17 protein-coding genes are annotated in these 22,309 nt (G+C 69.8%); 9 read left to right on the forward strand and 8 right to left on the reverse strand.

The genetic code is table 11. The features are described from left to right. Positions 1–85: 85 nt before the first annotated feature. The gene (locus tag AB0K21_RS21455; RefSeq protein WP_364152246.1) at positions 86–940 is read right to left on the reverse strand and encodes an alpha/beta fold hydrolase; all 855 of its coding nucleotides are present in this window, start codon (positions 938–940) and stop codon (positions 86–88) included. Positions 941–1,133: 193 nt separating this feature from the next. Then, entirely contained in the window at positions 1,134–1,736 is a 603-nt protein-coding gene (locus tag AB0K21_RS21460; protein ID WP_343971326.1) for a hypothetical protein, read from the reverse strand. 413 nt (positions 1,737–2,149) lie between these two features. Between AB0K21_RS21460 and AB0K21_RS21465 the strand changes: the two genes are divergently transcribed. The 3 genes from AB0K21_RS21465 to acsA all read left to right on the forward strand — a co-directional run bounded on the left by AB0K21_RS21465 (position 2,150) and on the right by acsA (position 7,122). Beyond that, a complete protein-coding gene (locus AB0K21_RS21465) occupies positions 2,150–2,737 on the forward strand; it encodes a hypothetical protein (protein ID WP_364152250.1) in 588 nt (195 codons plus the stop codon). A gap of 371 nt (positions 2,738–3,108) precedes the next feature. Then, complete coding sequence (gene ftsH / locus AB0K21_RS21470) at positions 3,109–5,031, forward strand: ATP-dependent zinc metalloprotease FtsH (protein WP_364152253.1); 1,923 nt, start codon at positions 3,109–3,111, stop codon at positions 5,029–5,031. Between the two features lie 270 nt (positions 5,032–5,301). Next, entirely contained in the window at positions 5,302–7,122 is a 1,821-nt protein-coding gene (gene acsA, locus AB0K21_RS21475; RefSeq protein ID WP_343971339.1) for an acetate--CoA ligase, read from the forward strand. A 23-nt stretch (positions 7,123–7,145) separates the two neighbouring features. On the opposite strand, the gene AB0K21_RS21480 is transcribed toward acsA, so the two are convergent. The 5 genes from AB0K21_RS21480 to AB0K21_RS21500 form a co-directional block, all read right to left on the reverse strand. Beyond that, positions 7,146–7,397: a hypothetical protein gene (locus tag AB0K21_RS21480; protein ID WP_343971342.1), complete on the reverse strand. Its 252-nt coding sequence runs from the start codon at positions 7,395–7,397 to the stop codon at positions 7,146–7,148. Further along, the gene (locus AB0K21_RS21485; protein ID WP_364152257.1) at positions 7,394–8,791 is read right to left on the reverse strand and encodes a dihydrolipoamide acetyltransferase family protein; all 1,398 of its coding nucleotides are present in this window, start codon (positions 8,789–8,791) and stop codon (positions 7,394–7,396) included. The genes AB0K21_RS21480 and AB0K21_RS21485 overlap by 4 nt, the downstream gene beginning before the upstream one ends. Then, entirely contained in the window at positions 8,788–9,762 is a 975-nt protein-coding gene (locus AB0K21_RS21490; protein WP_343971352.1) for a pyruvate dehydrogenase complex E1 component subunit beta, read from the reverse strand. The genes AB0K21_RS21485 and AB0K21_RS21490 overlap by 4 nt, the downstream gene beginning before the upstream one ends. Then, on the reverse strand, positions 9,759–10,781 hold the full coding sequence (pdhA, locus tag AB0K21_RS21495; protein WP_343971355.1) for a pyruvate dehydrogenase (acetyl-transferring) E1 component subunit alpha: 1,023 nt from the start codon (positions 10,779–10,781) through the stop codon (positions 9,759–9,761). Before pdhA ends, AB0K21_RS21490 begins: the two co-directional genes overlap by 4 nt. Before the next feature lie 429 nt (positions 10,782–11,210). Further along, on the reverse strand, positions 11,211–11,948 hold the full coding sequence (locus AB0K21_RS21500) for a sulfite exporter TauE/SafE family protein (protein WP_343971358.1): 738 nt from the start codon (positions 11,946–11,948) through the stop codon (positions 11,211–11,213). 472 nt (positions 11,949–12,420) lie between these two features. Here AB0K21_RS21500 and AB0K21_RS21505 point away from each other — a divergent pair, with 472 nt between their 5' ends. Continuing rightward, positions 12,421–14,658 carry a cellulose binding domain-containing protein gene (locus tag AB0K21_RS21505; RefSeq protein WP_364152262.1) on the forward strand — a complete coding sequence of 746 codons (2,238 nt, stop codon included), beginning with the start codon at positions 12,421–12,423 and terminating at the stop codon, positions 14,656–14,658. A gap of 464 nt (positions 14,659–15,122) precedes the next feature. Here AB0K21_RS21505 and AB0K21_RS21510 read toward each other — a convergent pair whose 3' ends face one another. Then, positions 15,123–15,866 carry a DUF4394 domain-containing protein gene (locus AB0K21_RS21510; RefSeq protein ID WP_364152265.1) on the reverse strand — a complete coding sequence of 248 codons (744 nt, stop codon included), beginning with the start codon at positions 15,864–15,866 and terminating at the stop codon, positions 15,123–15,125. A 601-nt stretch (positions 15,867–16,467) separates the two neighbouring features. Between AB0K21_RS21510 and AB0K21_RS21515 the strand changes: the two genes are divergently transcribed. From AB0K21_RS21515 to AB0K21_RS21535, 5 genes are all read left to right on the forward strand, one after another. Then, positions 16,468–18,072 (forward strand): recombinase family protein, encoded by a 1,605-nt coding sequence (locus AB0K21_RS21515; RefSeq protein WP_364152268.1) that lies wholly within the window; start codon positions 16,468–16,470, stop codon positions 18,070–18,072. 270 nt (positions 18,073–18,342) lie between these two features. Next, entirely contained in the window at positions 18,343–19,353 is a 1,011-nt protein-coding gene (locus tag AB0K21_RS21520; RefSeq protein ID WP_364152271.1) for a hypothetical protein, read from the forward strand. Further along, complete coding sequence (locus tag AB0K21_RS21525; protein WP_364152274.1) at positions 19,350–19,949, forward strand: hypothetical protein; 600 nt, start codon at positions 19,350–19,352, stop codon at positions 19,947–19,949. Before AB0K21_RS21520 ends, AB0K21_RS21525 begins: the two co-directional genes overlap by 4 nt. A 439-nt stretch (positions 19,950–20,388) precedes the next feature. Next, the gene (locus AB0K21_RS21530; RefSeq protein ID WP_364152277.1) at positions 20,389–20,763 is read left to right on the forward strand and encodes a hypothetical protein; all 375 of its coding nucleotides are present in this window, start codon (positions 20,389–20,391) and stop codon (positions 20,761–20,763) included. 85 nt (positions 20,764–20,848) lie between these two features. Further along, positions 20,849–22,294: a UvrD-helicase domain-containing protein gene (locus tag AB0K21_RS21535; protein ID WP_364152280.1), complete on the forward strand. Its 1,446-nt coding sequence runs from the start codon at positions 20,849–20,851 to the stop codon at positions 22,292–22,294. Positions 22,295–22,309: the final 15 nt, after the last annotated feature.

A 22,309-nucleotide genomic window follows, 5' to 3' on the forward strand; every position in this document is an offset into this window, starting at 1 on the left:
TCGCCTGCGGCTTCGCCTGAGTGATCGCCGTGTACGGCTCGCGGTGGTATGCGGGAGATGTCGGTCCGCGGGAGACGAAGGCCTCTCAGGCCCCGGCCAGGAAGTCGCCGATCCGGCCGGCGACGGCGGGGTAGTCCTCGGCGAACCAGATGAAGTGGCTGGCGGCCCTGCTCTCGACGAGTTCGGCCCTGGACAGGCGGGCCATCAGCGATTCGGCGTGGGCGTAGGGCATGGCGCCGTCGTTGCGGCTGGCGATGACCAGGGCCGGTTGGGTCACCTCACCGGTCACGTCGAGGCAGGGGCGCAGGTCGTTGAGGAAGCCGCTGCCCGAGCGCATCCGGGAGAAGAGCGTGACCAGCCTCTCCCGGTCTGCGGGGGTGAGGGCGGCGGCGACCCGGCGAGCCGGTTGCGTGGCCAGGTCGGCCAGCATCATCCGCAGCCCGAGAGCGGGGGCCAGGCGCATCAGCGCGTGCACGGCCCCCCAGGTCACCTTCTCGGTGGCGGGGGAGAAGACGATGTTCGCGGCCAGGCGCGTGCGGCGATCCGGATACGGCAGGAAGCTCAGGGCGCTTTCCAAGATGAGCCGCCGCACCAGGCCGGGGTGCCGGGCGGCCATCGTCACCGCGGTCGGCCCGCCGGCCGACACCCCGACGACCGCGGCCACCCGCCCGATGCCCAGGTGATCGCACAGGTCGGCGACGGCGTCGGCGAAGGCCACCGGGGTCGTGCCCGTCCGCAGCGGAGTGCGGCCGTAGCCGGGCCGGGAGGGCACGAGCAGGCTGTAGCCCAGGTCGAGGAACACCTCCTCCCCGAGTGGGAGATCGGCGCGCATGTGCCCCCCGTGGAACACGATCACGGTGTCCTCTCCCTGCCGCTCCAACCGGTACTCCACCGGGCCCGCGCTCAGTGCGGCCACCGCTGTGCGTTCCTGTGATCCCATGAACTCAACGCCTCTTCGACAAGCTCGGTTGTTTTCCCGCCGGGATACACGCTGCCCGTCTCGCCCGGCGTCTTGGAAGTACGTGGAGCAGACGGATCAGGGGTCGTGCTGCGCCGGCCCCTGATCCTCTTCGGCGAGCGGGTCGCCCGCTGTGGCCGCGCCCGGTGCGGTCGCCTTCGTGGCCGGGCGGCTCTCAGCCGGGCACCACCGCCCGGGCCGGGAGGGCGAACCTGGCGCTTCTGGATTCGGCCGGGGTGCGCACATCCAGCACGTCCCGGCCGACGGCGACCGATGTGATCGCCAGCGGGAGCGCCACCAGCGTGAAGTGCACCCGGGCGTCCAGACCGGCGGCGAGCACGCCGACGCCGGAGCCGGCCAGTGCCCCCAGGCTCCACAGGCCGTGCAGCCCGGACATGACGGACCGGCCGGCCTTCTGTTCGATCAGCACCCCTTGGGCGTTCATCGCGATGTCGGCCAGGGCGGTGGCGACGCCATACAGGAACATGACGGCCCCGAACCAGACCAGGTCGGTGATGAGCGCGGGGATCACAAGCGACGCGCACCACATGACGTTGAGCACGGCTGTCGTCGGGCCGGAGCGGAAGCGCCGGTTGACGGCTGAGGAGAACCGCATTCCGGCCAGTGAGCCGACCGAGGCGAGCAGCAGCCCGAACCCGAGCCCGACCAGGTCTGCCCCAAGGCGGCCGGAGATCCAGGGGAGGCGGGTGGCGAACGTCCCGACGACCACGCCGTGGATGACGAAAAGAACAGAAACAGCGAAGCGGGCACGTGTCACGTGTGCCATCAAACAGGAGGACGGCACGACTAGAACAGTTCAAGCGACCCTCACCGACGGCGGGTTCACCGTGCTCCAGGACGCCGCGCCGCGGCACGTCGTCGAGGTCCGGCGACTGGTCTTCGACCCGCTGACCAAGGCCCAGCAACGCCAGCTCGGCGCGATCGCCACCCGCCTCCTGCGCGTCATCGCCCCCGGCCGTGAGCCCCAAACCCTCCTGAACCCCGCGTCCCGGACTCCCCGGACTCCTCGAAGGCCAGGACGAGCCAGGCGGAGGCTGCGACCGGCTGCCCGAAGGCGCCCGCCCCCGCCGGAAAAGGGACCTTCGGCTCTGACCGCGGCCCCCCAAGGACCCTGGTACACCGGGCGGGCATGACGCACGGTGGGGGCAACACCACGGGGGAGGTGGCCCGATGAGTTCCTTCGGCTACCGGATCCGGTGCCGTCTGCGCCTGCATCGGTTCGACGGCAACCCTCTGCGCAGGCGCTCGGACCGGATCGAGACAGTCGCCCTGCTGGTGAGCCTGCTGCTTTTCGTCGCCGGGCTGTGGCCGGCGGCCGGGCTCGGCCGGCAGGCCTACCAGGACGGCCTGCGGGCCGAGCTCACCGCCCCCTACCGGCGGGCGGTCGCCGCCGAGGTCGTGGACAGCGCCCGCCCGGTGGAGCCCGGCTTCGGCGGGCAGGCGCGCACGGTGCGCTGGAGGCCGGCGAACGGGCCCCCGCGCACCGGCCAGGTCGTGCTCCCCGCGGCGCTACCGGCCGGCTCGCGCATTGAGATCTGGTTGAACGCCGAAGGCAGGCTCACCGATCCGCCGCAGAGCCGGGTGGAGACGGTCACGGTCGCCGCGCTCACCGCGATCGCAGTGATGGTGGGTGTCTCGACGGTCTCGCTGGTCTTCCTGACCGGCCTGCGGGTGCTGCTGAACCGCCACCGTGACGCCGAATGGGAAAGGGCGTGGTCCCTCGCCGACCAGCGATGGCACCGGCCGAAGCAGGGCTGACCTCTGCCGTCGTTCCCCCGGGGAGGCGCGCATCGCGGTCATTTCGACAAGACATGAGACACGACGGGAGGGCCGGATCCACGCGCCTGCACCGCTTGGACCACCGGCTGTGTCGCGGGGGCCGGCCCAACCGCCTGGCGCGGGCGATCAACGGGGCCTGGGTCACCGTGTTCGCAACCGGGATCCTGCAGCCGGACCGGATGGTGACCCTGCGGGTGCTGGGCCGGCGTGGCGGCGCCGGTCACCGACCCGGACGCCAGGGAGGGAAGGACCTGTCTCACCTGGACTTCAGGGCTTTCGGCCCTACCGTGACCCGGCTACATGACGAACACTGCGGGGGAGGCGGCGGAACCGCCGAGGAGGCCAGGTTGATGATCACACGGATTCGGCTGCGCTTCCGGCATGCGACGGGTAAGGCGAAGTCAGGACCTCCGAACGAGCCGACGCCGACGCCTCCGCCGTCCGCCGGTTGGCGACGCTGGCTGTTGCCGATCGGCATGGCGTTGATCGTGCTGTGGCTGCTGGTGCCTCTCGTGTTCACCGGGCCGGCGGCCGCTTCGTACTCCTACACCGACTTCGTGACCAAGGTGAGCACCGGACAGGTGAAGGCGGTGACAATCGACGATCAAGGTGCGGTGTCCGGCAGCCTGAACAACGGCACGAAGTTCACCACTCAGATCCCCACGGCACTCGACGTCGGCCAGCTGGAACCCCGGCTTCGAGCTGAGCACGTCCAGATCACCGCGACCCGGGCGGACAACTCGCTGTCGTCGATCCTGGCGGGCTTCCTGCCGCTGGCGCTGTTCATCGGCCTGATCATGTGGATGGGACGGCAGGCACAGCAGTCCCTGGCCGGCGGTCTCGGAGGCTTCGGCCGATCACGAGCGAAGATCATCGAGGCGCAGCGGCCGACGACCCGGTTCGGCGACGTCGCCGGCTATGACGGCGTCAAGCAGGAGATCGGCGAGGTGGTGGACTTCCTGCGCGCGCCCGACCGATACGCGGCGGCGGGGGCGAAACCACCCCGAGGGGTGATCATGGTCGGCCCGCCGGGAACCGGCAAGACACTCCTCGCCCGGGCGGTGGCCGGTGAGGCGTCCGTGCCGTTCCTGTCGGTCACCGGCTCGGGATTCGTGGAGATGTTCGTCGGCGTGGGTGCTTCCCGGGTCCGCGACCTCTTCGACGAGGCACGCAGGCGTGCCCCCTCGATCATTTTCATCGACGAGATCGACGCCATCGGCGGTCGCCGCGGCAGGACGACCATCGGCGGTAACGACGAGCGAGAACAGACGCTCAACCAGTTGCTGGCGGAGATGGACGGCTTTGATCAAAGCAGCGGGATCGTCGTGATGGCCGCGACCAACCGGCCCGAGACCCTTGACCCAGCCCTGCTGCGCCCCGGCCGTTTCGACCGGCAGGTCACGGTCCCTCTGCCCAACCAGGCCGAACGCGCGGCGATCCTGGCCGTGCACGCCTCCGGCAAGCATCTGGCCCCGGACACCGATCTGAGCGTGATCGCCCGCGCCACCCCGGGATTCTCCGGCGCCGACCTGGCCAACATCGTCAACGAAGCCGCGATCAACGCGGTCAGGGCGGGCCGCACGACCATCGACGCCCAAGATCTCGACTCGGCACGTGACCGGGTGCTGCTCGGCCGGCGGGAGACCTCCAACGCCCTGCTCCCGCAGGAACGGCGCGCGGTGGCCGTGCACGAGTCCGGGCACGCCCTGCTCGCCGCGTTGTGCGAGAACGCCGATCCGGTCGCGAAGGTGACCATCCTGCCCGCCGGCCTGACCCTCGGCGTCACCGAGCAACTGCCCGAGGCCGAGCGGCACCTCTACAGCGAGAGCTACCTGGCCGACCTGCTCGCGGTGCGGCTCGGCGGCCGGGCCGCGGAACTGGTCGTCTTCGGGGAGGGTTCCACCGGCGCCGCCAACGACCTCGCGGCCGCCACCCAGATCGCCACCCGCATGGTGCGCGACTTCGGCCTGTCACCCGCGCTCGGTCCGGTCGGCTACTCCTGCGCCGCTCCTCAGTATCTCGGCGAGGACGTCGAAGACCTCCGGCACAGGTCGTACTCCGAACGGACCCAGCAGATCATCGACGAAGAGGTCACCCGGTTGCTCAGCGGGGCGGAGAAACGCGCCGTCGACCTGCTGCGCGCCCACCGTGGCGCCCTCGACCGGCTCGCCGTGATCCTGGTCGAACGCGAGACCGTCGACGGCGACGTCGTCGGCGACGTGCTGCGAGAGGAACAGCGGGCGGTCGCCTCCCTGAAGGCCGGCGCCGGTTGAACCGCGAGCTTCTTCGCCACTCGCGCCCTCGCAAGGTGCCCGGCCGAAAGGGAGGGCCATGCCCTCGGTGCCGGCCCTGACGACAGCCAAAGTGATCATGGTGATCGCCCGCATGGGCTGTCCTGCTTCCGCCCTGCTTCCACGCTGATCAGGGGTCTTGTACATGGATAGGGCAGAAGGCCCCGACCGGGTGGGACTTCCGTACCTGCCGCCCCTGCCGGGCCGGTCACATGCTGGAACGACATCCTCACCGCCGTCGAGGAGGCTGCGATGACGTGGGATCCGATCCCCAAAAGCCGGCAGCAGGCCGACGGGGCCAACCTGACGGACTACGAGCGTGAACGCCGTGAGTTCTCCTGGCGGGCGGCCCGGCGATCGCTGCGTGGCCTGCCCGGCGGCCGGGGCCTGAACATCGCCTACGAGGCCGTGGACCGCCATCTGGACACTCCCCGATGCGACCAGGTGGCGCTGCGGTGCGTCGGCAGGGACGGCACGGTGACCGAGTTGACCTACCGGGACATGCACCTTGCCACCAACCGCTTCGCGGGCGTGCTGCGCGGGCTGGGGGTGGGCAGAGGCGAACGAGTGTTCACGCTGCTCGGCCGCGTGCCCGACCTCTACATCGCCGTCCTCGGCACGCTGAAGAATCTCAGCGTGCTGTCGCCGCTTTTCTCCGCCTTCGGCCCCGAGCCGATCCGCGAGCGGCTGCGCCTCGGCGACGGGCGGGTGCTGGTGACCACTCCGGAGCTCTACACGCGGAAGATCGCCGCGATCCGCGAGTCCCTGCCCGGCCTGAAGCATGTCCTGCTCACCGGGCGCGGCCCCGCGCCTGAGGGCACCTTGTCGCTGGGCGAGCTGATGGCCGGGGCACCCGCCGGGTTCGAGATCGCACCCACCGATCCCGAGGACATGGCGCTCCTGCACTTCACCAGCGGGACCACCGGCAGGCCGAAGGGGGTGGTGCACGTGCACGAGGCCGTGCTCGCCCACCGCGTCACCGCGGCCTACGCGCTCGACCTGCGGCCTTCGGACGTCTTCTGGTGCACCGCCGACCCCGGTTGGGTCACCGGCATGTCGTACGGCGTCATCGCGCCCCTCAGCCTCGGCCTCACCCTCGTGACCGACGCGGGCGAGTTCGACGCGCGACGCTGGTACCGCGTTCTGCAGGACCAGCGGGTGAACGTCTGGTACACCTCACCGACGGCGCTGCGCATGCTCATGCGCCACGGCGGCGCCCCCGCCGGCGAGTACGACCTGTCCGAGCTGCGGTTCGTCGCCAGTGTGGGAGAGCCGCTCAATCCCGAGGTGGCCGTCTGGGGCCTGCACACGCTCGGCCTGCCGGTCCATGACAACTGGTGGCAGACGGAAACGGGCGCCATCATGATCGGCAACTTCGCCGCGACGGACATCAAGCCGGGCTCCATGGGACGCCCGCTGCCCGGAATAGCGGCGGCGGTACTGGAGCGCGGCGAGGACGGCCGCGCCCGCGTCGTCGACGGGCATGTACGGGTGATCGAGGAGCCCGGGGTCGAGGGGGAACTCGCCCTGCGCCCCGGCTGGCCCTCGATGTTCCGCGGCTACCTGAACGAGCCGGAACGGTATGCCAACGCGTTCGCCGGAGGCTGGTACCTGTCCGGCGACATCGCGCGTGAAGACGAGGACGGGTATTTCTGGTTCGTCGCCCGCGCCGACGACGTCATCAAGTCCGCCGGCCACCTCATCGGGCCGTTCGAGGTCGAGAGCGTGCTGATGGAGCACCCCGCCGTCGCCGAAGCCGGGGTGATCGGCAAGCCCGACCCGATGGCCGGTGAACTGGTGAAGGCCTTCGTCACGCTCAACCCCGGGTTCGAACCCGGCGACGGGCTCCGGCTGGAACTGATCGCCTTCGGCCGCCGCCGGCTGGGCGCGGTGGCCCCCAAGGAGATCACCTTTGACCAGAGTCTTCCCCACACCCGCAGCGGCAAGGTGATGCGCCGCCTGCTGAGGGCCCGTGAACTCGGCCTGCCCGAAGGCGACACCTCCACTGTCGAACACCCCGTCCCCATGGTTCCGGGCCGCCTGAAGCCTCTCGCGTCGCCCGAGCCGCCGTGAACGCGGCAAGGACGCATCCGGGCTCAGCCCGTTTCCGCGTGGGCGGCCAGGAAACCCGCCCCGCCCGCCACGGTGGTGAACGCGGGGTAGTCGTCCTCCTCGATACGCAGACCGCTGGTGGCGCTCAGCGTCTCCACGTAGCTGAGGAAGTCCAGCGAGTCCATCTCCAGGACCTCGCGGACGTCGGCGTCGGTGGCCAGCGCCGCCAGGTCGGCATCCGGCACCACCCGCAGCAGAGCGTCTTCGATGATTTCCTGTGCCTGTCGCGGGGTCATAGCGCCTCCGGGTGGCTGAGCAGCCGGTCCACCGCGGTGAGGAAACGGGCGCCGATATAGCCGTCGGTGGCCCGGTGGTCGGCGGCGAGGGTGACAGTGACCAGGGGGCGGACGCCGAGCAGCCCGCCGACGGCCCAGGGACGCTCCAGGATCTTGCCGAAGCCGACGAGGGCCACCTGCGGCGGGTAGATGACGCCGTGAACCGTTTCGACTCCCTGGTCGCCCAGGTTGGTGACGGTGATGGTCGCCTCGGTCATCTCGGCGCCACGCAGCCGCCCGGTGCGGGCCCGGCAGACCAGGTCCTTCAACGCGGCCATCAGGTCTGCGAGATCACGGCCGGCGGCGTCGTGAAGGGCGGGCGCGATCAGGCCGCCGCCCTTGAGGGAGATCGCCACCCCCAGGTGCACCGCCTCACCGGGGGCGAAGGCGTCGTCGAGCCAGAAGCCGTTCAGTTCCGGGACCTCCCCGGCGGCGCGGGCGGCCGCCGCCAGGAGCAGGGCTACGGGAAGCAGGCGCCGAGCCACCGGCAGGTCCCGGTTACGCTCGCGCAGCCACGCGAGCGCGGCTCCCACGTCCACGGTCGTGCTCAGGTGGTAGTGCGGGATCTCCCGGTTGGATCTGGTCATCGCCCTCGCGATCGCCTGACGCATCGCGTCTCGCCGAGGCTCCAGGCCAGGTCCCCGCACGGGCTGCGCGCCCGCGAGGAGCGCCGTCCGCTCGGATGCGGCTCGCGCCGTCCCCTCTGCCGACCCCGGCCGGGCGCCGCGTGCGGCCACGGTGCGCACGTCGCCGGCGCGAATCGCCCCAGTGCGGCCTGTAGCGGGGACGCCGGCCAGATCCACGCCGAGTTCCAGGGCAAGCCTGCGGGCCAGTGGCGATGCCCTCACCCGGTCGGGGGCGCCGGCGCGTTCGACATCCGCGCGGGTCACCCGGCCCCCTGGCCCCGTCCCGTGCACGACCGCCTCCTCCACCCCCCGTTGCTCGGCCAGATGCCGCACGAGCGGTGAGGTGATGGGCGACGGAGCACGCGGCTCACCCGATTCCGGCTCACCGGCGGACGGCGCGGTCCTTCGCCGTGCTCGCTCCTGCCCGAGGGCGGCGGCGGCCGCCGGCCGGCGGCCGGGCGGACGGCGCTTGGCGGTGGCCGAGGCGGCGGTGATGACGGCCAGAGGTGTCCCGACGGGGACCCGTTCGCCGATCCCGGCCACCAGGCTCTCCACCGTGCCGGTGTGGAACGACTCGACCTCGATCAGAGCCTTGTCGGTGTCGATCACGGCGACGGTGTCGCCCCTGCGGATCCGGTCCCCGGGTTTGACCAGCCATTCGGCGACGGTGCCCGACTCCATGTCGGCACCGAGCGAGGGCATCACGAACTCCCAGCGCTCCTCCGTCATGAGGTGACCACCTCCCGCACGGTCGTGACGATCGCGGCCACCTGGGGGATGGCCGCCTCCTCCAGGTGGCGGGCGTAGGGGATCGGGACTTCCGCACTGCACAGCCGTCCGATCGGCGCGTCCAGGGTGTAGAAGGCCTGCTCGACGATACGGATGCCGATCTCGGCCGACAGGCTGCCCGAACGCCAGCCCTCGTCGACGATGACGGCCCGGTGCGTCCGGCCGACCGACTCCATGATCACGGTGTCGTCGAGAGGGCGCAGGACCCGCAGATCGATCACGTCCGCCTCGATGCCCTCGGCGGCGAGCGCGTCGGCGGCCGACAGCGTCTTGGCGACGGTGCCGCCGTAGGCGATCAGTGTGACGTCCCCGCCGGACCGCCGCAGCGCGGCGCGGGTGATGTCCACCGGCCCGGGACGCACCACCCCCGACATGGCGTACAGCCCACCGTGCTCGAAGATCAGGACAGGGTCGGGGTCCTCCAGCGCGGGCCAGAGCATGCCGCGGGCGTCCTCCAAGGTGGCGGGAGCGAGGATCCTCAGCCCTGGGATGTGGGCGTACCAGCCTTCCAGGCTGTGCGAATGCTGGGCGGCGAGCTGCCGCCCAGCGCCGGTGGTCATCCGGATCACCAGCGGGACGTTGAACTGGCCGCCGGACATGTGCAGCAGCGTCGCGGCGTTGTTCAGGATCTGATCCAGGGCCAGCAGACTGAAGTTGACCGTCATGATCTCCACGATCGGCCGCATTCCGCCCAGTGCCGCCCCGATACCGGCACCAACGAACGCCGACTCCGACAGCGGGGTGTCACGGATGCGCTCGGGACCGAACTCCTCCAGCAGTCCCAGGCTCACCGCGAAGCAGCCGCCGTAGGCGCCGATGTCCTCGCCCATGAGGAACACGCGCTCGTCACGGCACATCGCCTCGCGGATCGCCTCCCGCACGGCCTCGCGATACGTCGTGGTCTGGCTCACCAGGCCACCCCCACCGGCCTCACAGTCGTGCCACCGGCGGGCGGCCTGTCGCTGTAGAGGAAACGGGTGAGGTCCTCCACCGGCTCGACGGGCGCCTGCTCGGCGAAGGCGATCGCCTGGTCGATCTCCGCGGACACCTCCTTCTCCAGCACGGCGAGATCGTCATCGACGATCTCCCGCGCGGCCCTCATCCGCGCGACGAGGGCGTCGATCGGATCTCGCTTCTTCCACCGCTCGATCTCGGCCTTGTCCCGGTAGCGGTCAGGGTCGTACATCGAGTGCGCGCGGAAGCGGTAGGTGCGCAGTTCGAGGAAGTGCGGCCCGGCCCCGGCGCGGATCGACTCCACGGCCCTGGAGGCGGCGTCGGCGACCGCGTGGACGTCCATCCCGTCCACCGGCCAGGCCACGACGTCGTATCCCGCCGCCCGGAGCGCCAGATCGGTCTCGGCATGGGATCTCGCCAGTGCGGTGCCCATCGCGTACAGGTTGTTCTCGCAGGCGAACAACACCGGCAGCCGCCAGAGCGCGGAGAGGTTGAGACACTCGTGAAACTCGCCCTCGGCCACCGCGCCGTCACCGAAGAAGCACGCCGTCACCCGGTTCCTGCCGCGGAGCCTGTCGGCCAGGGCGAGCCCGACAGCCAGGGGAAGGCCGCCGCCGACGATCGCGTTGCCGCCGTAGAAACGGCGGGCGGCGTCGAAGATGTGCATGGAACCACCCCGGCCCCGGCTGCATCCCGCGGCCTTGCCGTACATCTCGGCCATGATCGCCGTGGCCGGCACCCCGCGGGCGAGTGCGTGCCCGTGCTCGCGGTAGGTGGAGACGACCGCGTCATCCGGGGTGAGCACGTGACAGACCCCGGCGGCCACCGCCTCCTCCCCGATGTAAAGGTGCATGAATCCGCGGATCTTCTCTCCGCTGTACAGCTCGACGCAGCGCTCCTCGAACCGGCGGATGCGCAACATCTGGTGCAGCAACTCCCGGTGCGGTGTGGTCCGCGTCCTGTGTTTCACTGCCATGGGTCTGCCCTCGCTCGCGCGTGCCCGTCTTGTCCACTGTCGACGACGTGTGACGGGGTCGGGCAGAGACGAAGGTCCCACGCCTGTGTGACGGTCTCCTCTATGCCGGCGGGCCTTGTCCCGTGAACGTGAAGGCATGCCGGTCACGGATCGGAGACAACCGGGCCTGATGTCCTGTGACGTGCGTTCTGCCGGCCTCGCGTCATTTCGGGCGGATCCCGCCTCCTGGGACGTGGACTCGGTCTGGACGCGCTTTCCCCTGCCTGGTGTCGGCGAGGGCGGCGTTGACCTCCAGGACGCCCTTGTCGTAGAAGGCCCTGACCTCCGACGCCGGCAGGTGCCTGAGGTTTCGTACGCGGTGATCTACCCCGCGTTCACCTTGGAGCGGGCGCCGCGCCACCGGGGGAGCGGCGCCGCGCGGGGAGGACGTCAGAGCAGCAGGCGCACCGCGGCGAGCAGGGTGAGCCCCAGCGTGATGCGCTCGAAGAGCGTCCGGTCGATCCGGCCGATCACGGCACGCCCGGCCGCGGCCCCGGCCAGCACCGCGGGCGTGCCCAGCGCGGCGAACAGGAGGGTGGCCGGGGTGATCAGGCCGAGCGCGACGCTGAACGGCACCTTGAAGGCGTTGATCGTCAGGAAGAACCACGCGCTGGTTCCCAGGAAGCCCAGCATCGGCAGGCCCGCCGCCAGGAGATAGACGGCCATGATGGGCCCCGCGGCGTTGGCCGTCATGGTGGCGAAGCCGGCCAGGATGCCCGCCAGTGCCGCCACGGGGCGGTGGTGGGCCAGGGAGTCCTCCTGCGCCCGGCGCCGGTTCCACAGGTGAACGACGACGATCACCACCAGGATCACGCCGATCAGCCGTCTCATCTGCGCGTCGTCGACCCAGCGCACCACGAACGCGCCGGCCACCACACCCAGGGCGACCCACGGAAAGAGCCTGATCAGCCTGGGCCAGTCGGCATGGCGGCGGTAGGAGAACACCGCGACCATGTCGCCGACGAGCAGTAGCGGCAGCAGCGTGCCCGTGGACTGCCTGGTCGGCAGCACGAGCGCGAACAGGGCGATCGCCACCGTCCCCGCTCCGGAGACGCCGGTCTTGGAGAAGCCCACGAGGAACAGGGCGGCCGACAGCACCACCCACTGGACGGCGTCAAGGGAGAGCATCGGCCTCGCCGGAAACAGGGCACGAAAGGGGCGTACCTGATGTAAAGGGTCGGAGGCGACGGTACATGACGCGTCAGCGGACAGCGTCTTCGGCCCGCACCTCGCCGGAATGCCCGATACCGGCTGTCCCGAGAAGACCCCCGCAGCGCTGAGAGACCTACCGGCCACCGGCCCCGTGCGCCCACCTCGCACGAAGCCCATGAGCACTCGTGGTGAATTCCCGCGGGCGTCCCAGGCTCCACCGGCGAGAGCAGGTGAAAGTTTCACCCCCGCACCGGGCGCACGAGCACCGGATCGCCTCTCGCCGGCGCCTGGTAACCGCAGGTGAAAAGGGAGGCGGCGGGCACCGGAACCTCTTTGGGCACCGAGGCCACCCCACCCCCCGATGGCTCCGGAAGGGGATTTTCGGTATGTGATGAAAGTTCTGAAAGCGCTTTCCGAACTCGTGTCCGCTCAACCACAAGGGGAGAGCATGTCCCGATCATCACCGCCGTCCCCGCGCCGCCTGCGCGTGATCTGCTCGGCGGCCGCGCTCGCACTCGCCGCGAGCCTGGCACCGGTCCTGGTCGCCCAGGCCGCGGCGGCCGGCTGCCGCGTCGACTACTCGGTGTCCACCCAGTGGTCGGGAGGCTTCACCGGCAACGTGGCGCTCACCAACCTCGGTGACCCCGTCAACGGCTGGACCCTGAACTGGAGTTTCACCGCCGGACAGCAGGTGAGCCAGGCATGGAACTCCACCGTCACCCAAAGCGGCACCCAGGTCAGCGCCACCGACGCCGGCTACAACGCCGCGATCGCCACCGGCGCAGGCGTCTCCTTCGGTTTCAACGCCTCCTGGAACAACTCAGCGAACCCGGCGCCGACGGTGTTCACACTCAACGGCGTCGCCTGTACCGGCTCGACCGGCCCGACCTCGACCCCAACACCCACTCCGACGGTGACCCCCACTTCCTCCGCCGGCGCCCGGCAGGTCGAGGACCTCGACCGCGGGCTGATCAGCGCCCGCTCCGGCAGCGGCAACTTCGTCGCCTGGCGCCTGCTGGGCACCGACCCGGCGGACGTGGCCTTCAACCTCTACCGGGGCTCGACCAAGGTGAACGCCTCACCCATCACCGCCTCCACCAACTACTTCGACTCCGGCGCCGCGGCCGACGCCTCCTACACCGTGCGAACGGTGACCGGCGGCACCGAGCAGGCCGCCTCCGAATCCTCCCTGCGCTTTTCCGGCGGCAACTACCTCGACGTGGCGATCCAGCCCCCTGCCGGGGGGAGCACACCCGACGGCGTCGCCTACACCTACACCGCCAACGACGCCAGCGTGGGCGACCTCGACGGCGACGGCCGCTACGAGGTGATCCTCAAGTGGGAGCCCACCAACGCCAAGGACAACTCCCAGTCCGGCTACACCGGCAACGTCTACCTCGACGCCTACCGGCTGGGAGGCGGACGGATGTGGCGCATCAACCTCGGGCGCAACATCCGCGCGGGCGCGCACTACACGCAGTTCCAGGTCTACGACTACGACGGTGACGGCAGGGCCGAGGTCGCGATGAAGACCGCCGACGGCACGGTGGACGGCATCGGCACCGTGATCGGCAACTCCTCCGCCGACCACCGCAACTCCTCCGGCTACATCCTGTCCGGCCCCGAGTACCTGACCATGTTCAACGGGCAGAACGGCGCGGCACTGTCCACGGTCAACTACGACCCGCCCCGCGGCACGGTCTCGGCCTGGGGTGACTCCTACGGCAACCGCGTCGACCGGTTCCTGGCCGGGACCGCCTACCTGGACGGCACCCGGCCCAGCCTGATCATGGCCCGCGGCTACTACACCCGTACCGTCGTGGCGGCCTGGGACTTTCGTAACGGCTCCCTGACCCAGCGCTGGAAGTTCGACTCCAACAGCGCGGGATCGGCCTACACCGGGCAGGGCAACCATCAGCTCTCGGTCGCCGACGTCGACGCCGACGGCAAGGATGAGATCGTCTACGGGGCGATGACCCTCAACGACAACGGCACGGTCCTGTGGAACACCGGCTTCGGCCACGGGGACGCGTTGCACGTCGGCGACCTCAACCCGGCAAGGAGCGGCCTGGAGGTGTTCAAGGTCGACGAGGATGCCTCCAAGCCCAGCTCCTGGATGGCCGATGCCCGCACCGGGCAGATCCTGTGGCAGACCGGCGCAAGCGGCGACAACGGCCGGGGCGTGTCGGGCGACATCTGGTCCGGCAGCGCCGGAGCCGAGTCCTGGTCGGCCTCCGGCGGGGACGGCGTCTTCAACACCTCCGGCCAGATCGTGGGCCGCAAACCCTCCTCGACGAACTTCCTGGCCTGGTGGGACGCCGACCCGGTACGGGAGCTGCTGGACGCCACCAGGATCGACAAGTACGGCACGAGCGGTGAGACCCGCCTGCTGACCGCCGCCGGGGTGCACTCCAACAACGGCACCAAGGCCACCCCGGCACTCTCGGGTGACCTGCTGGGCGACTGGCGCGAGGAGGTCATCTGGGCCACCTCCGACAACACCGCGCTGCGGATCCACACCACCACCGCCGTCACCGACCGGCGGATCCACACCCTGATGCACGACACCCAGTACCGCACCGCGATCGCCTGGCAGAACACCGCCTACAACCAGCCGCCGCACCCGAGCTTCTTCATCGGCTCGGGCATGTCGACCCCGCCCAGGCCCAACGTCTACGTGCGCTGAGGGGAGGGCTCGAAAGGCGGGGAAAGCGCGGGCGACCCGGCCACGACCCGGTGCCCGCCTGCGCGGCCGCCCAAGGCGGGCCTCCGGCAGGTGCCGCACCTGCCGGAGGCCCGCGCGAACCTCATGGCGCCGGTGGCGAACGTAGCGGTCCGTGTGCCGCTGCCGGCGCCCTGCCCCCCTTTGCGCGGGACCCGCCCACGCCGCGCCGGCGCGACCGCGACCAGCCCACCGGGTGGAGCGGTGTTCGCCTCACCCGCCGCCTGGGGCCGCGCAGCCGTCGTCAGAGGGCCGGGACGTCCCTGCCCACCTGGCCGGTGACGCCGGGGCTGACGTTAGCGCTGATGACACGGCTCGGGCGGATACGGATGACCTCTTCGCTATGCGCCGAACTCACTCCTCGGGCGTGCGCCGGGCCGCCGGATTCCAACGGCCCGCACAGGTCATCTCGAACGCGCGGCCGCTCCTCAGCCACGGTCGAGCCGGATGGCGATGTCGAGGACCTGGCGGTTGGCGGGAAAGGCGCCGTAGTTGTAGTTGACGGCGCCGGTGAGCAGGTTGATGCCGTAGAACCCGTAGCGGCCGGCGACCTTCAGCGCGGCGAAGGCGCTGTTGGAGACGGTGACCCCCTCGCGCAGCGAGCTGTAGACGTCGAAACCCGCCGCGCCGCTCGCGGCCACCCGCAGGCTGCCGGTCTGCACCAGGGTGCCCGCCCCCGCAGGCGACTGCAGGTTCACCTGGCCGGTGGCGGTGTTCACGCCGAAAAGCGTCGTGGCGGTGTCCGGGCTGAGGTCGTTGTTGGTGTATCCGGCACCCGACACACCGGTGGCGACCGTTCCCACCACGGCGGGCGGCACGGGCGGCAGGGTCAGCGTACGGTCGGCCACGGTCTGCCCGGCGGCCGGGCCGCCCGTGGGGTCGTCGAGGTTGTGCCGCAGGTTCTGCCCGGTGTCGCTGATCACCCGCAGCCGGTTGGCCGCGGGACTGAAGTCGACGCCGAAGTGGTAGCCCCTCAGCGCCACGGTCAGCTGGGAGACCTTGACCGCCCTGGCCGGGCCGCTGAGCGTGTAGACGCCGCCGCGGTCCCCGACGCCGTACAGCCTGCCGTTCTGCACGCGGTAGTCGATGCCCACCAGCCGGGTGTCGCCGTCGAGCCCGCGGATCCTGCCCAGATCACGCGTGCGGCCGGGGGAGCGGATCGCAAAACCCACCAGACGCTGGTCGCCGGTCAGCCCGATGACCTCGATGCCGGGCCGCGGGGGGGGGGGGGGCGGGGGGGCCGCCGCCCCCCCCCCGCCCCCCCCCCGTCCCGGATTCGGCCGCGGTCCCGGACATCGCCTTCCACCAGGCCGGCGTCGGCGTGCCGCCGCCACCGTGCCCGCCACCGTGCCCAGCACCGTCATCAGGGCGGTCAGTCTCCTTCGCATGTGCCTCTCCTTCGCAGCCGGGTACCGTACGCCCCGGACTTCGGCGGCAAAGCCGTTACGGATCGGAGAGACTCCATCACACACGGTGCCCCTTTGGCCCGCGAAGAGGGCAGGAGAGACCGGCGTGTCCCCGGCTCGCCCCGCCCGCCCGCGCACCGGACCCGGCGAAACCGGCGAAACCTCACATCCCGCGGCCCCGCGCCGCAGGGCGGACGGAGTGGAGCGGGGAGCACGGGCAGGGGCGGCCCTCACCGGGTGAGCCCGGCTTGGAGCCGAAGGCAGGCTGCGGCACAATACCCGCCATGAACACCCCTCCGGCGCCCCCCACTCCCGGCAGCGTGCTGGAGGCCGTGCTCGAACGCATTGCTTGCGTATAGATAGTTTGGTGATCGTGCTTTCCCCCCCAGCTCAGACCCTCATCCCAGCCATCGGCTACATCCGCGTCAGCATGATGCTGGAGGAGAAGATCTCCCCAGACATCCAGCGCGCGTCGATCAAGGACCTCGCCCGCCGTCGCGGCTACCTGATCGTCGCCTGGGTCGAGGACCTCGACGTGTCCGGCAGGACCTTCCAACGGAAGATCATGAATGTGATCACCGACGTCGAGAAGGGCAGGGCCAAGGCGATCCTCGTCTGGAAGTACAGCCGATTCGGCCGCAACCGCACAGGCAACCAGCTCAACCTCGCCCGAGTCGAGAAAGCCGGAGGCGAACTCGTCTCAGCGACCGAGGAGGTCGACGCCCGGACCGCCGTCGGCAAGCTCACTCGCGGCATGCTGTTCGAGCTCGCCGCTTTCGAATCGGACAGGTCCGGCGAGCAGTGGGCCGAGGCGTTCCAGAACCGGCTCGCCCGCGGGCTGCCGCCGCTCGGCAACGCCCAGTTCGGCTACATCCGACGCGGCCGTGTCCGCCACCCGCTGCACCACGACCGGACTATTGCCGCCCCAGAGGACGGCAGGGAACGCTACGAGCCAGATCACGCTAGCGGCATCGCTGGCATCCTGGCGAAGTGCTACGACCGGTGGATCGCCGACCGGAACTTCAGCAGCCTCGCCGACTGGGTGAACGCCCGCGGAGCCCGCACGACGACCGGCACGAAGTGGCAGGCCGGCGAGCTGAGGCGGATGATGGACCGTGGGTTCGCCGCAGGGCTGATCTGCGTCCACCACCGGGACTGCCGCTGCAACAAGGCGTCCAGTTGCCTGAACAAGGAGTACCACCCCGGCGCCCACGAACCGGTGATCACTATGGAGACGTGGGAGACATACCGGAAGTACCGGAAGATCACTTCTTCGTTGCCGCCTCGCGCCCGCCGCGCCGTCTACCCCTGCTCCAAGCTGCTGAACTGCGGCTACTGCGCCAGCACGATGTACCCCCAGAAGGCCAGCATGGGCTGGGTGTGCGGGTCGATCTCCCGCAGAAAGTACGGCGCACCAGAGTGCGGCACACGGTTCGTGAAGATGGAGGCCGTCGAGCATGCGATCCAGCAGGTGCTCGCCGAGTGGCTGCCCGCCATCGAGGCCGCGGCCGCCCAGGCGGTGGGGGAGCTTCCCCGGCCGGCAGCTGAAGACGACGAGGCGCAGGTGCTTCGCCGTGACCTGGAGCGAATCGAGCGGGCGCTCGAACGGCAAACGCAACTGCTGGTCGAGGAGGTCATCCCGGCGTCGGCGTACATTCCGGTGCGGGACCGGCTGATACGTGAGCAGGAAGAGGTCCTCGCCGCGCTCGCTGAGTTCGACGAGCCCGCCGAGCCGGTCGACCCGATGGGCTGTGTGCCGGTCATTGAAGGGCTGATCCAGGAGTGGGACAGCCTGCCCGCTGACCGGCTGCGGAACATCCTGGCCGAGGTGATCGACCACGTGGACGTGTACCGGCAGGACCATACAACGGCGTGGATCGTCGTCCACTCGGTGTGGGGGGAGCAGAGGCGTCGCGAGCTGCCCAGCCGATTCAAAACGTGGAAGGGGAAGGCCGGTGCTGACGTGGCGTAAATGAGAAACGCCCCGCAGTGCGGGGCGCTCCTTGGATCTCGCGAACACACCCTGCTCGCTTGCTTTGGCGGGCGACGAGCTGGGTGCCTCACCCCCCGAAGGGGGCTTACCTCATAGAGCCGAAAAGGCTCTCTATCTCTGGAGCCCAAGATAACACGCTCGATCACCGTTTTCGAAAAAACAGAAACCGGTGTGCGTCGCCGTACGTCGGCGCACACCCTCCTCACGCAGCCCATCCCGGACGGGCAAGTTCTTGCACCCACCCGCGCCGTGTTCCTCGACGCAGTGGACTACCTCGCCCGCGAGCACTGCAACCGGCAGCGGCACCGCAACCTGATGCGGCTGGCGTGGGAGCTCGCCGGACGCTCCGACCGGGACATGGTCACCGCTCCCAAGCGCGGCGCCACCTGGGACGTGCTCGCCACGGAGGTCGGAGTGTCCCGCCGCACCATCGCCTACCTGATCAAATGGCTACGCGAGCACCAGCTGCTCGTCATCATCACGCCCGGGTCGACGCCCCGCACCCGGCCCGGCACCCTGTGGGGGCGGCTCGACGACGGCTTGGGCAACCTCGCCACCGAGTACGCCCTGACCGTCCCCATCGAGATGCTGAGCGAAGAGGATAACGACCTCGAGGTCGACGCGCTCGACGACACTGACGAAGTGCCGTGGCCAGTTGAGACCGTCACCGAACGCCCAACGTTTTCCCACGTCAGCGGGCATGTGGATAATCTTTGCACCCCCGCTTTTGGTGGTTTCTCTTTTGCAAGATCTCTCCCCTACGCGGGCGCGCGACAACTGCACAAGACCACGGAACCGGCCGCATCGTGGCCACGCCACGCAACGCCTGGCAGCAGGAGAGACCAGCTCGCAGCGTGTGAACGACTCCGCATCGACCACCGGCTCACCCTCGGCGTCCTGTCGGCGAAGGACCTGCGGTCGCTGCTGCGGCCAGCCTTCGCTGCGGGTTGGACTCTGGCTGATGTAGAGCACGCGCTGAACTGGCGGCCGGACGGGGAGCGCTGGGGCGACATCGACCCGGGCTGCCTGGCGGCCGCCGTGGAGCGGAAGCGGGGCATGCGGTCGCGGATCCGCCACCGCATGGGCCTATGGGCCGCCGCGGACGGGGTGTCGCTGGGCCGGTCGGCGTCGCAGCGGGCCGAGGAGGATGAGGAGTCGCGGCGGCGCGCGGAGTGGCAGCGCTTCCGATTGGCCATCGGTGAGGATGTCGCCGAGTTGGTCGAGCGGCGCGCCGCGCAGATCTTCGGGGAGGCGTCATGAGCATGAGCAAGCCGCCGAGGGTTCCTGAGCATCTGCGGAACCTCGCTCAGCGGTTCTTCGACGCCGGATGGACTGACGCTGACGTGTTGCACGCTCTCGACAACCCGCCGGATGGCGTCGCTCGGGTGTGGGGCGATCCCCAGCGGTGGGAGGTCGCGAAATCACGGCTAGCGCTATGGCTAGACGGATCGATGCGACCGATCCTGTCTCGGTCGCAGCTCCTCGCCCGTGACAACGCGGTCAAGCGGCGTATGCAGTGGCTGTGGCGGGAGGCGCATGTGGAGGCTGCGCGGCGCGGGCCGGCCGACCCGGCCGCTGCGGCTGCTCGTGCTCGTCAGATCCTCGCCGAGGCCTCTCCTGCGGCGGCGAAGGCGATGGCCAGGCGGGGGGAGAAGCCGGTGACGCGCAGGGATCGGGAGCGGTGGGCTCGGGTGGATGAGGCTGCGGCGGCTGCGGTGGGGTCGGGTGCGGTGGTGGAGTCGTGGGTGCCGGAGTCGGAGGTGGTGGTGGATCCGGTGGTGGTGGCGCGTGCTCGGGCGGTGCGGCGGGCGCGGTGGGAGCGTGCTGGGCGTGCTGGTGAAAATGGCGTCGGTTAGCGAAAAAATGGAAATCTACGAAGTAAGAGCGGTGTCGCTGCTTTTACTTCGTAGATTTCTGTTTCTGCGGGTCCGTTCGGGTTTTTCGGATCAGGTGGGCGAGGACACCGGGCGATGGCACACGACTCGCTCGCTCCGTTCGCGCTTGCGCTCTCGCTTGCCCGTATGCGCGGCCAGAATTGCGCGTGAGCGCTTTGGATCATGCTTTGCGTGTCCGTCTTCGCTTCGCTTCTCCGGACACTCTCAAGCGCTTTCAGCGCTTTGTGGCGCGCGTTCCAGCACGTCAAAGGGTCGTTTTGCAAACGATACGAACCTATGGGAGGATCAAGACGTTCCAAAGCACTCCTGAGCTGCGGAAACACATGCAACACGCAAGCGGTACGGCTAGCAGAAAGGCGCCACATGCCCCCTCCCCTTCACCCCCAGGCAGGAGTCTGAGATGCCGCTGCACTTCACCCGCAACGAACTCGTCGCCACCGGCGACCCGGCTATGAACGCCTACCTGCAAATGGCCCGCACCATGAGGGTCCCCCAGTGCACCCTCGAAGACGCCGAAGACGCCCTGACCAAGGCGCAGGAACGCCACCGACACCAGGTGGGAGACCGCGACAGCGTCGAGCACCTCCGGCGCTATGTGGACTCCTACGCCCGGGCGAAGGAGGACGCCGACGACGCCTGGGAACGCGAAAAGGTCACCTACGACACCGCCCGCGAGGGCGACCCCCACGCCTACGACCTCGTCTGCACCGAGGTCGAAGCGATGTGGAACGACTTCTACCTTGTGCGCAGAACCCCGCGCGACGCCCGCTGGTAACCCACCCAGCGACACCCCAACCAACCCTCACATCCCGCTAGCAATATTGATAGCGGGATGACCCCCCGATAGGAAGGCACCACCCGTGGCACCTCGCCCCACCCTGCAGCAGACGGCGATCATCGACGCTTTCGTCCCCGGCGACAAGAACCTCGTCGTGGAGGCAGGCGCCGGATCTGGCAAGACGACCACGTTGAAGGCGGCCGCGAAGGCGGCGCCCAACCGTAAGGGCCTGTACATCGCCTACAACAAGTCCATCCAGGTGGAGGCAGCCAAGTCGTTCCCGTCCAGCGTGACGTGCAAGACCGCGCACGGCCTGGCCTACGGCGCGATCGGCAAGCACTACGCCCGCCGCCTCAAGCAGCCCCGCATGCGCGCCGAGCAGGTCGCGCGGATCCTGCGGATCAACGAGCCGTTCTACACGACGGAGGGCATCATCTCGCCGGAGCACATCGCGCGGATCGTGATGGCCACGGTCAACAAGTTCACCAACAGCAAGTACCGCAACATCCTGTCGCAGCCGGTGCCGTGGCAGCCCGGTTTCGACAGCAAGGAAGTCCGGGACCTGCTCGCCAAGGAGATCCCGCCGCTCGCGCAGCGGGTGTGGGACGACATCCGCGACCGGAACGGCCGGTTGCCGTTCACCCACGACTGCTACCTCAAGATGTGGTCGCTGACCGGCCCGCAGCTGCCCTACGAGTACGTCATGCTGGACGAGGCGCAGGACTCCAACCCGCCGGTGTCGCTGATCGTGGAAGGCCAGCGCAACGCGCAGAAAATCCTCGTGGGTGACTCGGCACAGGCCATCTACGGCTGGCGGGGCGCCGAGGACGCCATGGCGAACTTCGACGGCGTGCGCCTCGCTCTGTCCCAGTCGTTCCGCTTCGGCTCCGCGGTCGCCGATGAGGCGAACAAGTGGCTGGAGTACATCGACGCGCCGCTGCGGTTGACCGGGTTCGACCAGATCAACTCCCGTATCGTGCCGGTGGCCGAGCCCGACGCGATCCTGTGCCGCACCAACGCCAAGACCATCAGTGAGGCGATGGCCGCCATGAAGAACGGGCGCCGGGTCGCGCTCGTCGGCGACAGCAAGGCGATCGGCCCGATCAAGTCCCTCGCGGAGGCGGCCATCCAGCTCAAGGCCGGCGCGGGTTGCTCCCACCCCGAGCTGTTCGCGTTCCAGACGTGGGGCGACTTGCAGGATTACGTGGAGAACGAGGAAGCCGGGCGGGACCTGGCGCCGTTCGTGAAACTGATCGACGAGCACGGCGCGGACGTCATCATCGACATCTGCGGCCGGTTCGTTTCCGAGGACCGCGCCGACCTGGTGTTGTCGACGGCGCACAAGGCCAAGGGCCGTGAGTGGCACCGGGTGAAGGTCGCTGACGACTTCGCCGAGCCGAAGAAGACCGACGACGGCAGCCTGGGGACGATTCCCCGCGCGGACGCGATGCTCGCCTACGTGACCGTCACCCGCGCCCAGTACGAGCTGGACCGCGAGGGCCTGGCCTGGATCGACAACTACGTGTGATCCACATACCTGTTG

Origin of the sequence: Streptosporangium sp. NPDC049248, assembly GCF_040678965.1 — a bacterium.
Taxonomy (GTDB): domain Bacteria; phylum Actinomycetota; class Actinomycetes; order Streptosporangiales; family Streptosporangiaceae; genus Streptosporangium; species Streptosporangium fukuiense.

What these genes read in the sequence shown, in the direction of transcription:
- AB0K21_RS21455 (WP_364152246.1), bottom strand. Translation starts at nt 940, where the DNA reads ATGGGATCACAGGAACGCACAGCGGTGGCCGCACTGAGCGCGGGCCCG.
- AB0K21_RS21465 (WP_364152250.1), top strand. Translation starts at nt 2,150, where the DNA reads ATGAGTTCCTTCGGCTACCGGATCCGGTGCCGTCTGCGCCTGCATCGG.
- ftsH (WP_364152253.1), top strand. Translation starts at nt 3,109, where the DNA reads ATGATCACACGGATTCGGCTGCGCTTCCGGCATGCGACGGGTAAGGCG.
- acsA (WP_343971339.1), top strand. Translation starts at nt 5,302, where the DNA reads ATGACGTGGGATCCGATCCCCAAAAGCCGGCAGCAGGCCGACGGGGCC.
- AB0K21_RS21480 (WP_343971342.1), bottom strand. Translation starts at nt 7,397, where the DNA reads ATGACCCCGCGACAGGCACAGGAAATCATCGAAGACGCTCTGCTGCGG.
- AB0K21_RS21485 (WP_364152257.1), bottom strand. Translation starts at nt 8,791, where the DNA reads ATGACGGAGGAGCGCTGGGAGTTCGTGATGCCCTCGCTCGGTGCCGAC.
- pdhA (WP_343971355.1), bottom strand. Translation starts at nt 10,781, where the DNA reads ATGGCAGTGAAACACAGGACGCGGACCACACCGCACCGGGAGTTGCTG.
- AB0K21_RS21500 (WP_343971358.1), bottom strand. Translation starts at nt 11,948, where the DNA reads ATGCTCTCCCTTGACGCCGTCCAGTGGGTGGTGCTGTCGGCCGCCCTG.
- AB0K21_RS21505 (WP_364152262.1), top strand. Translation starts at nt 12,421, where the DNA reads ATGTCCCGATCATCACCGCCGTCCCCGCGCCGCCTGCGCGTGATCTGC.
- AB0K21_RS21525 (WP_364152274.1), top strand. Translation starts at nt 19,350, where the DNA reads ATGAGCATGAGCAAGCCGCCGAGGGTTCCTGAGCATCTGCGGAACCTC.
- AB0K21_RS21530 (WP_364152277.1), top strand. Translation starts at nt 20,389, where the DNA reads ATGCCGCTGCACTTCACCCGCAACGAACTCGTCGCCACCGGCGACCCG.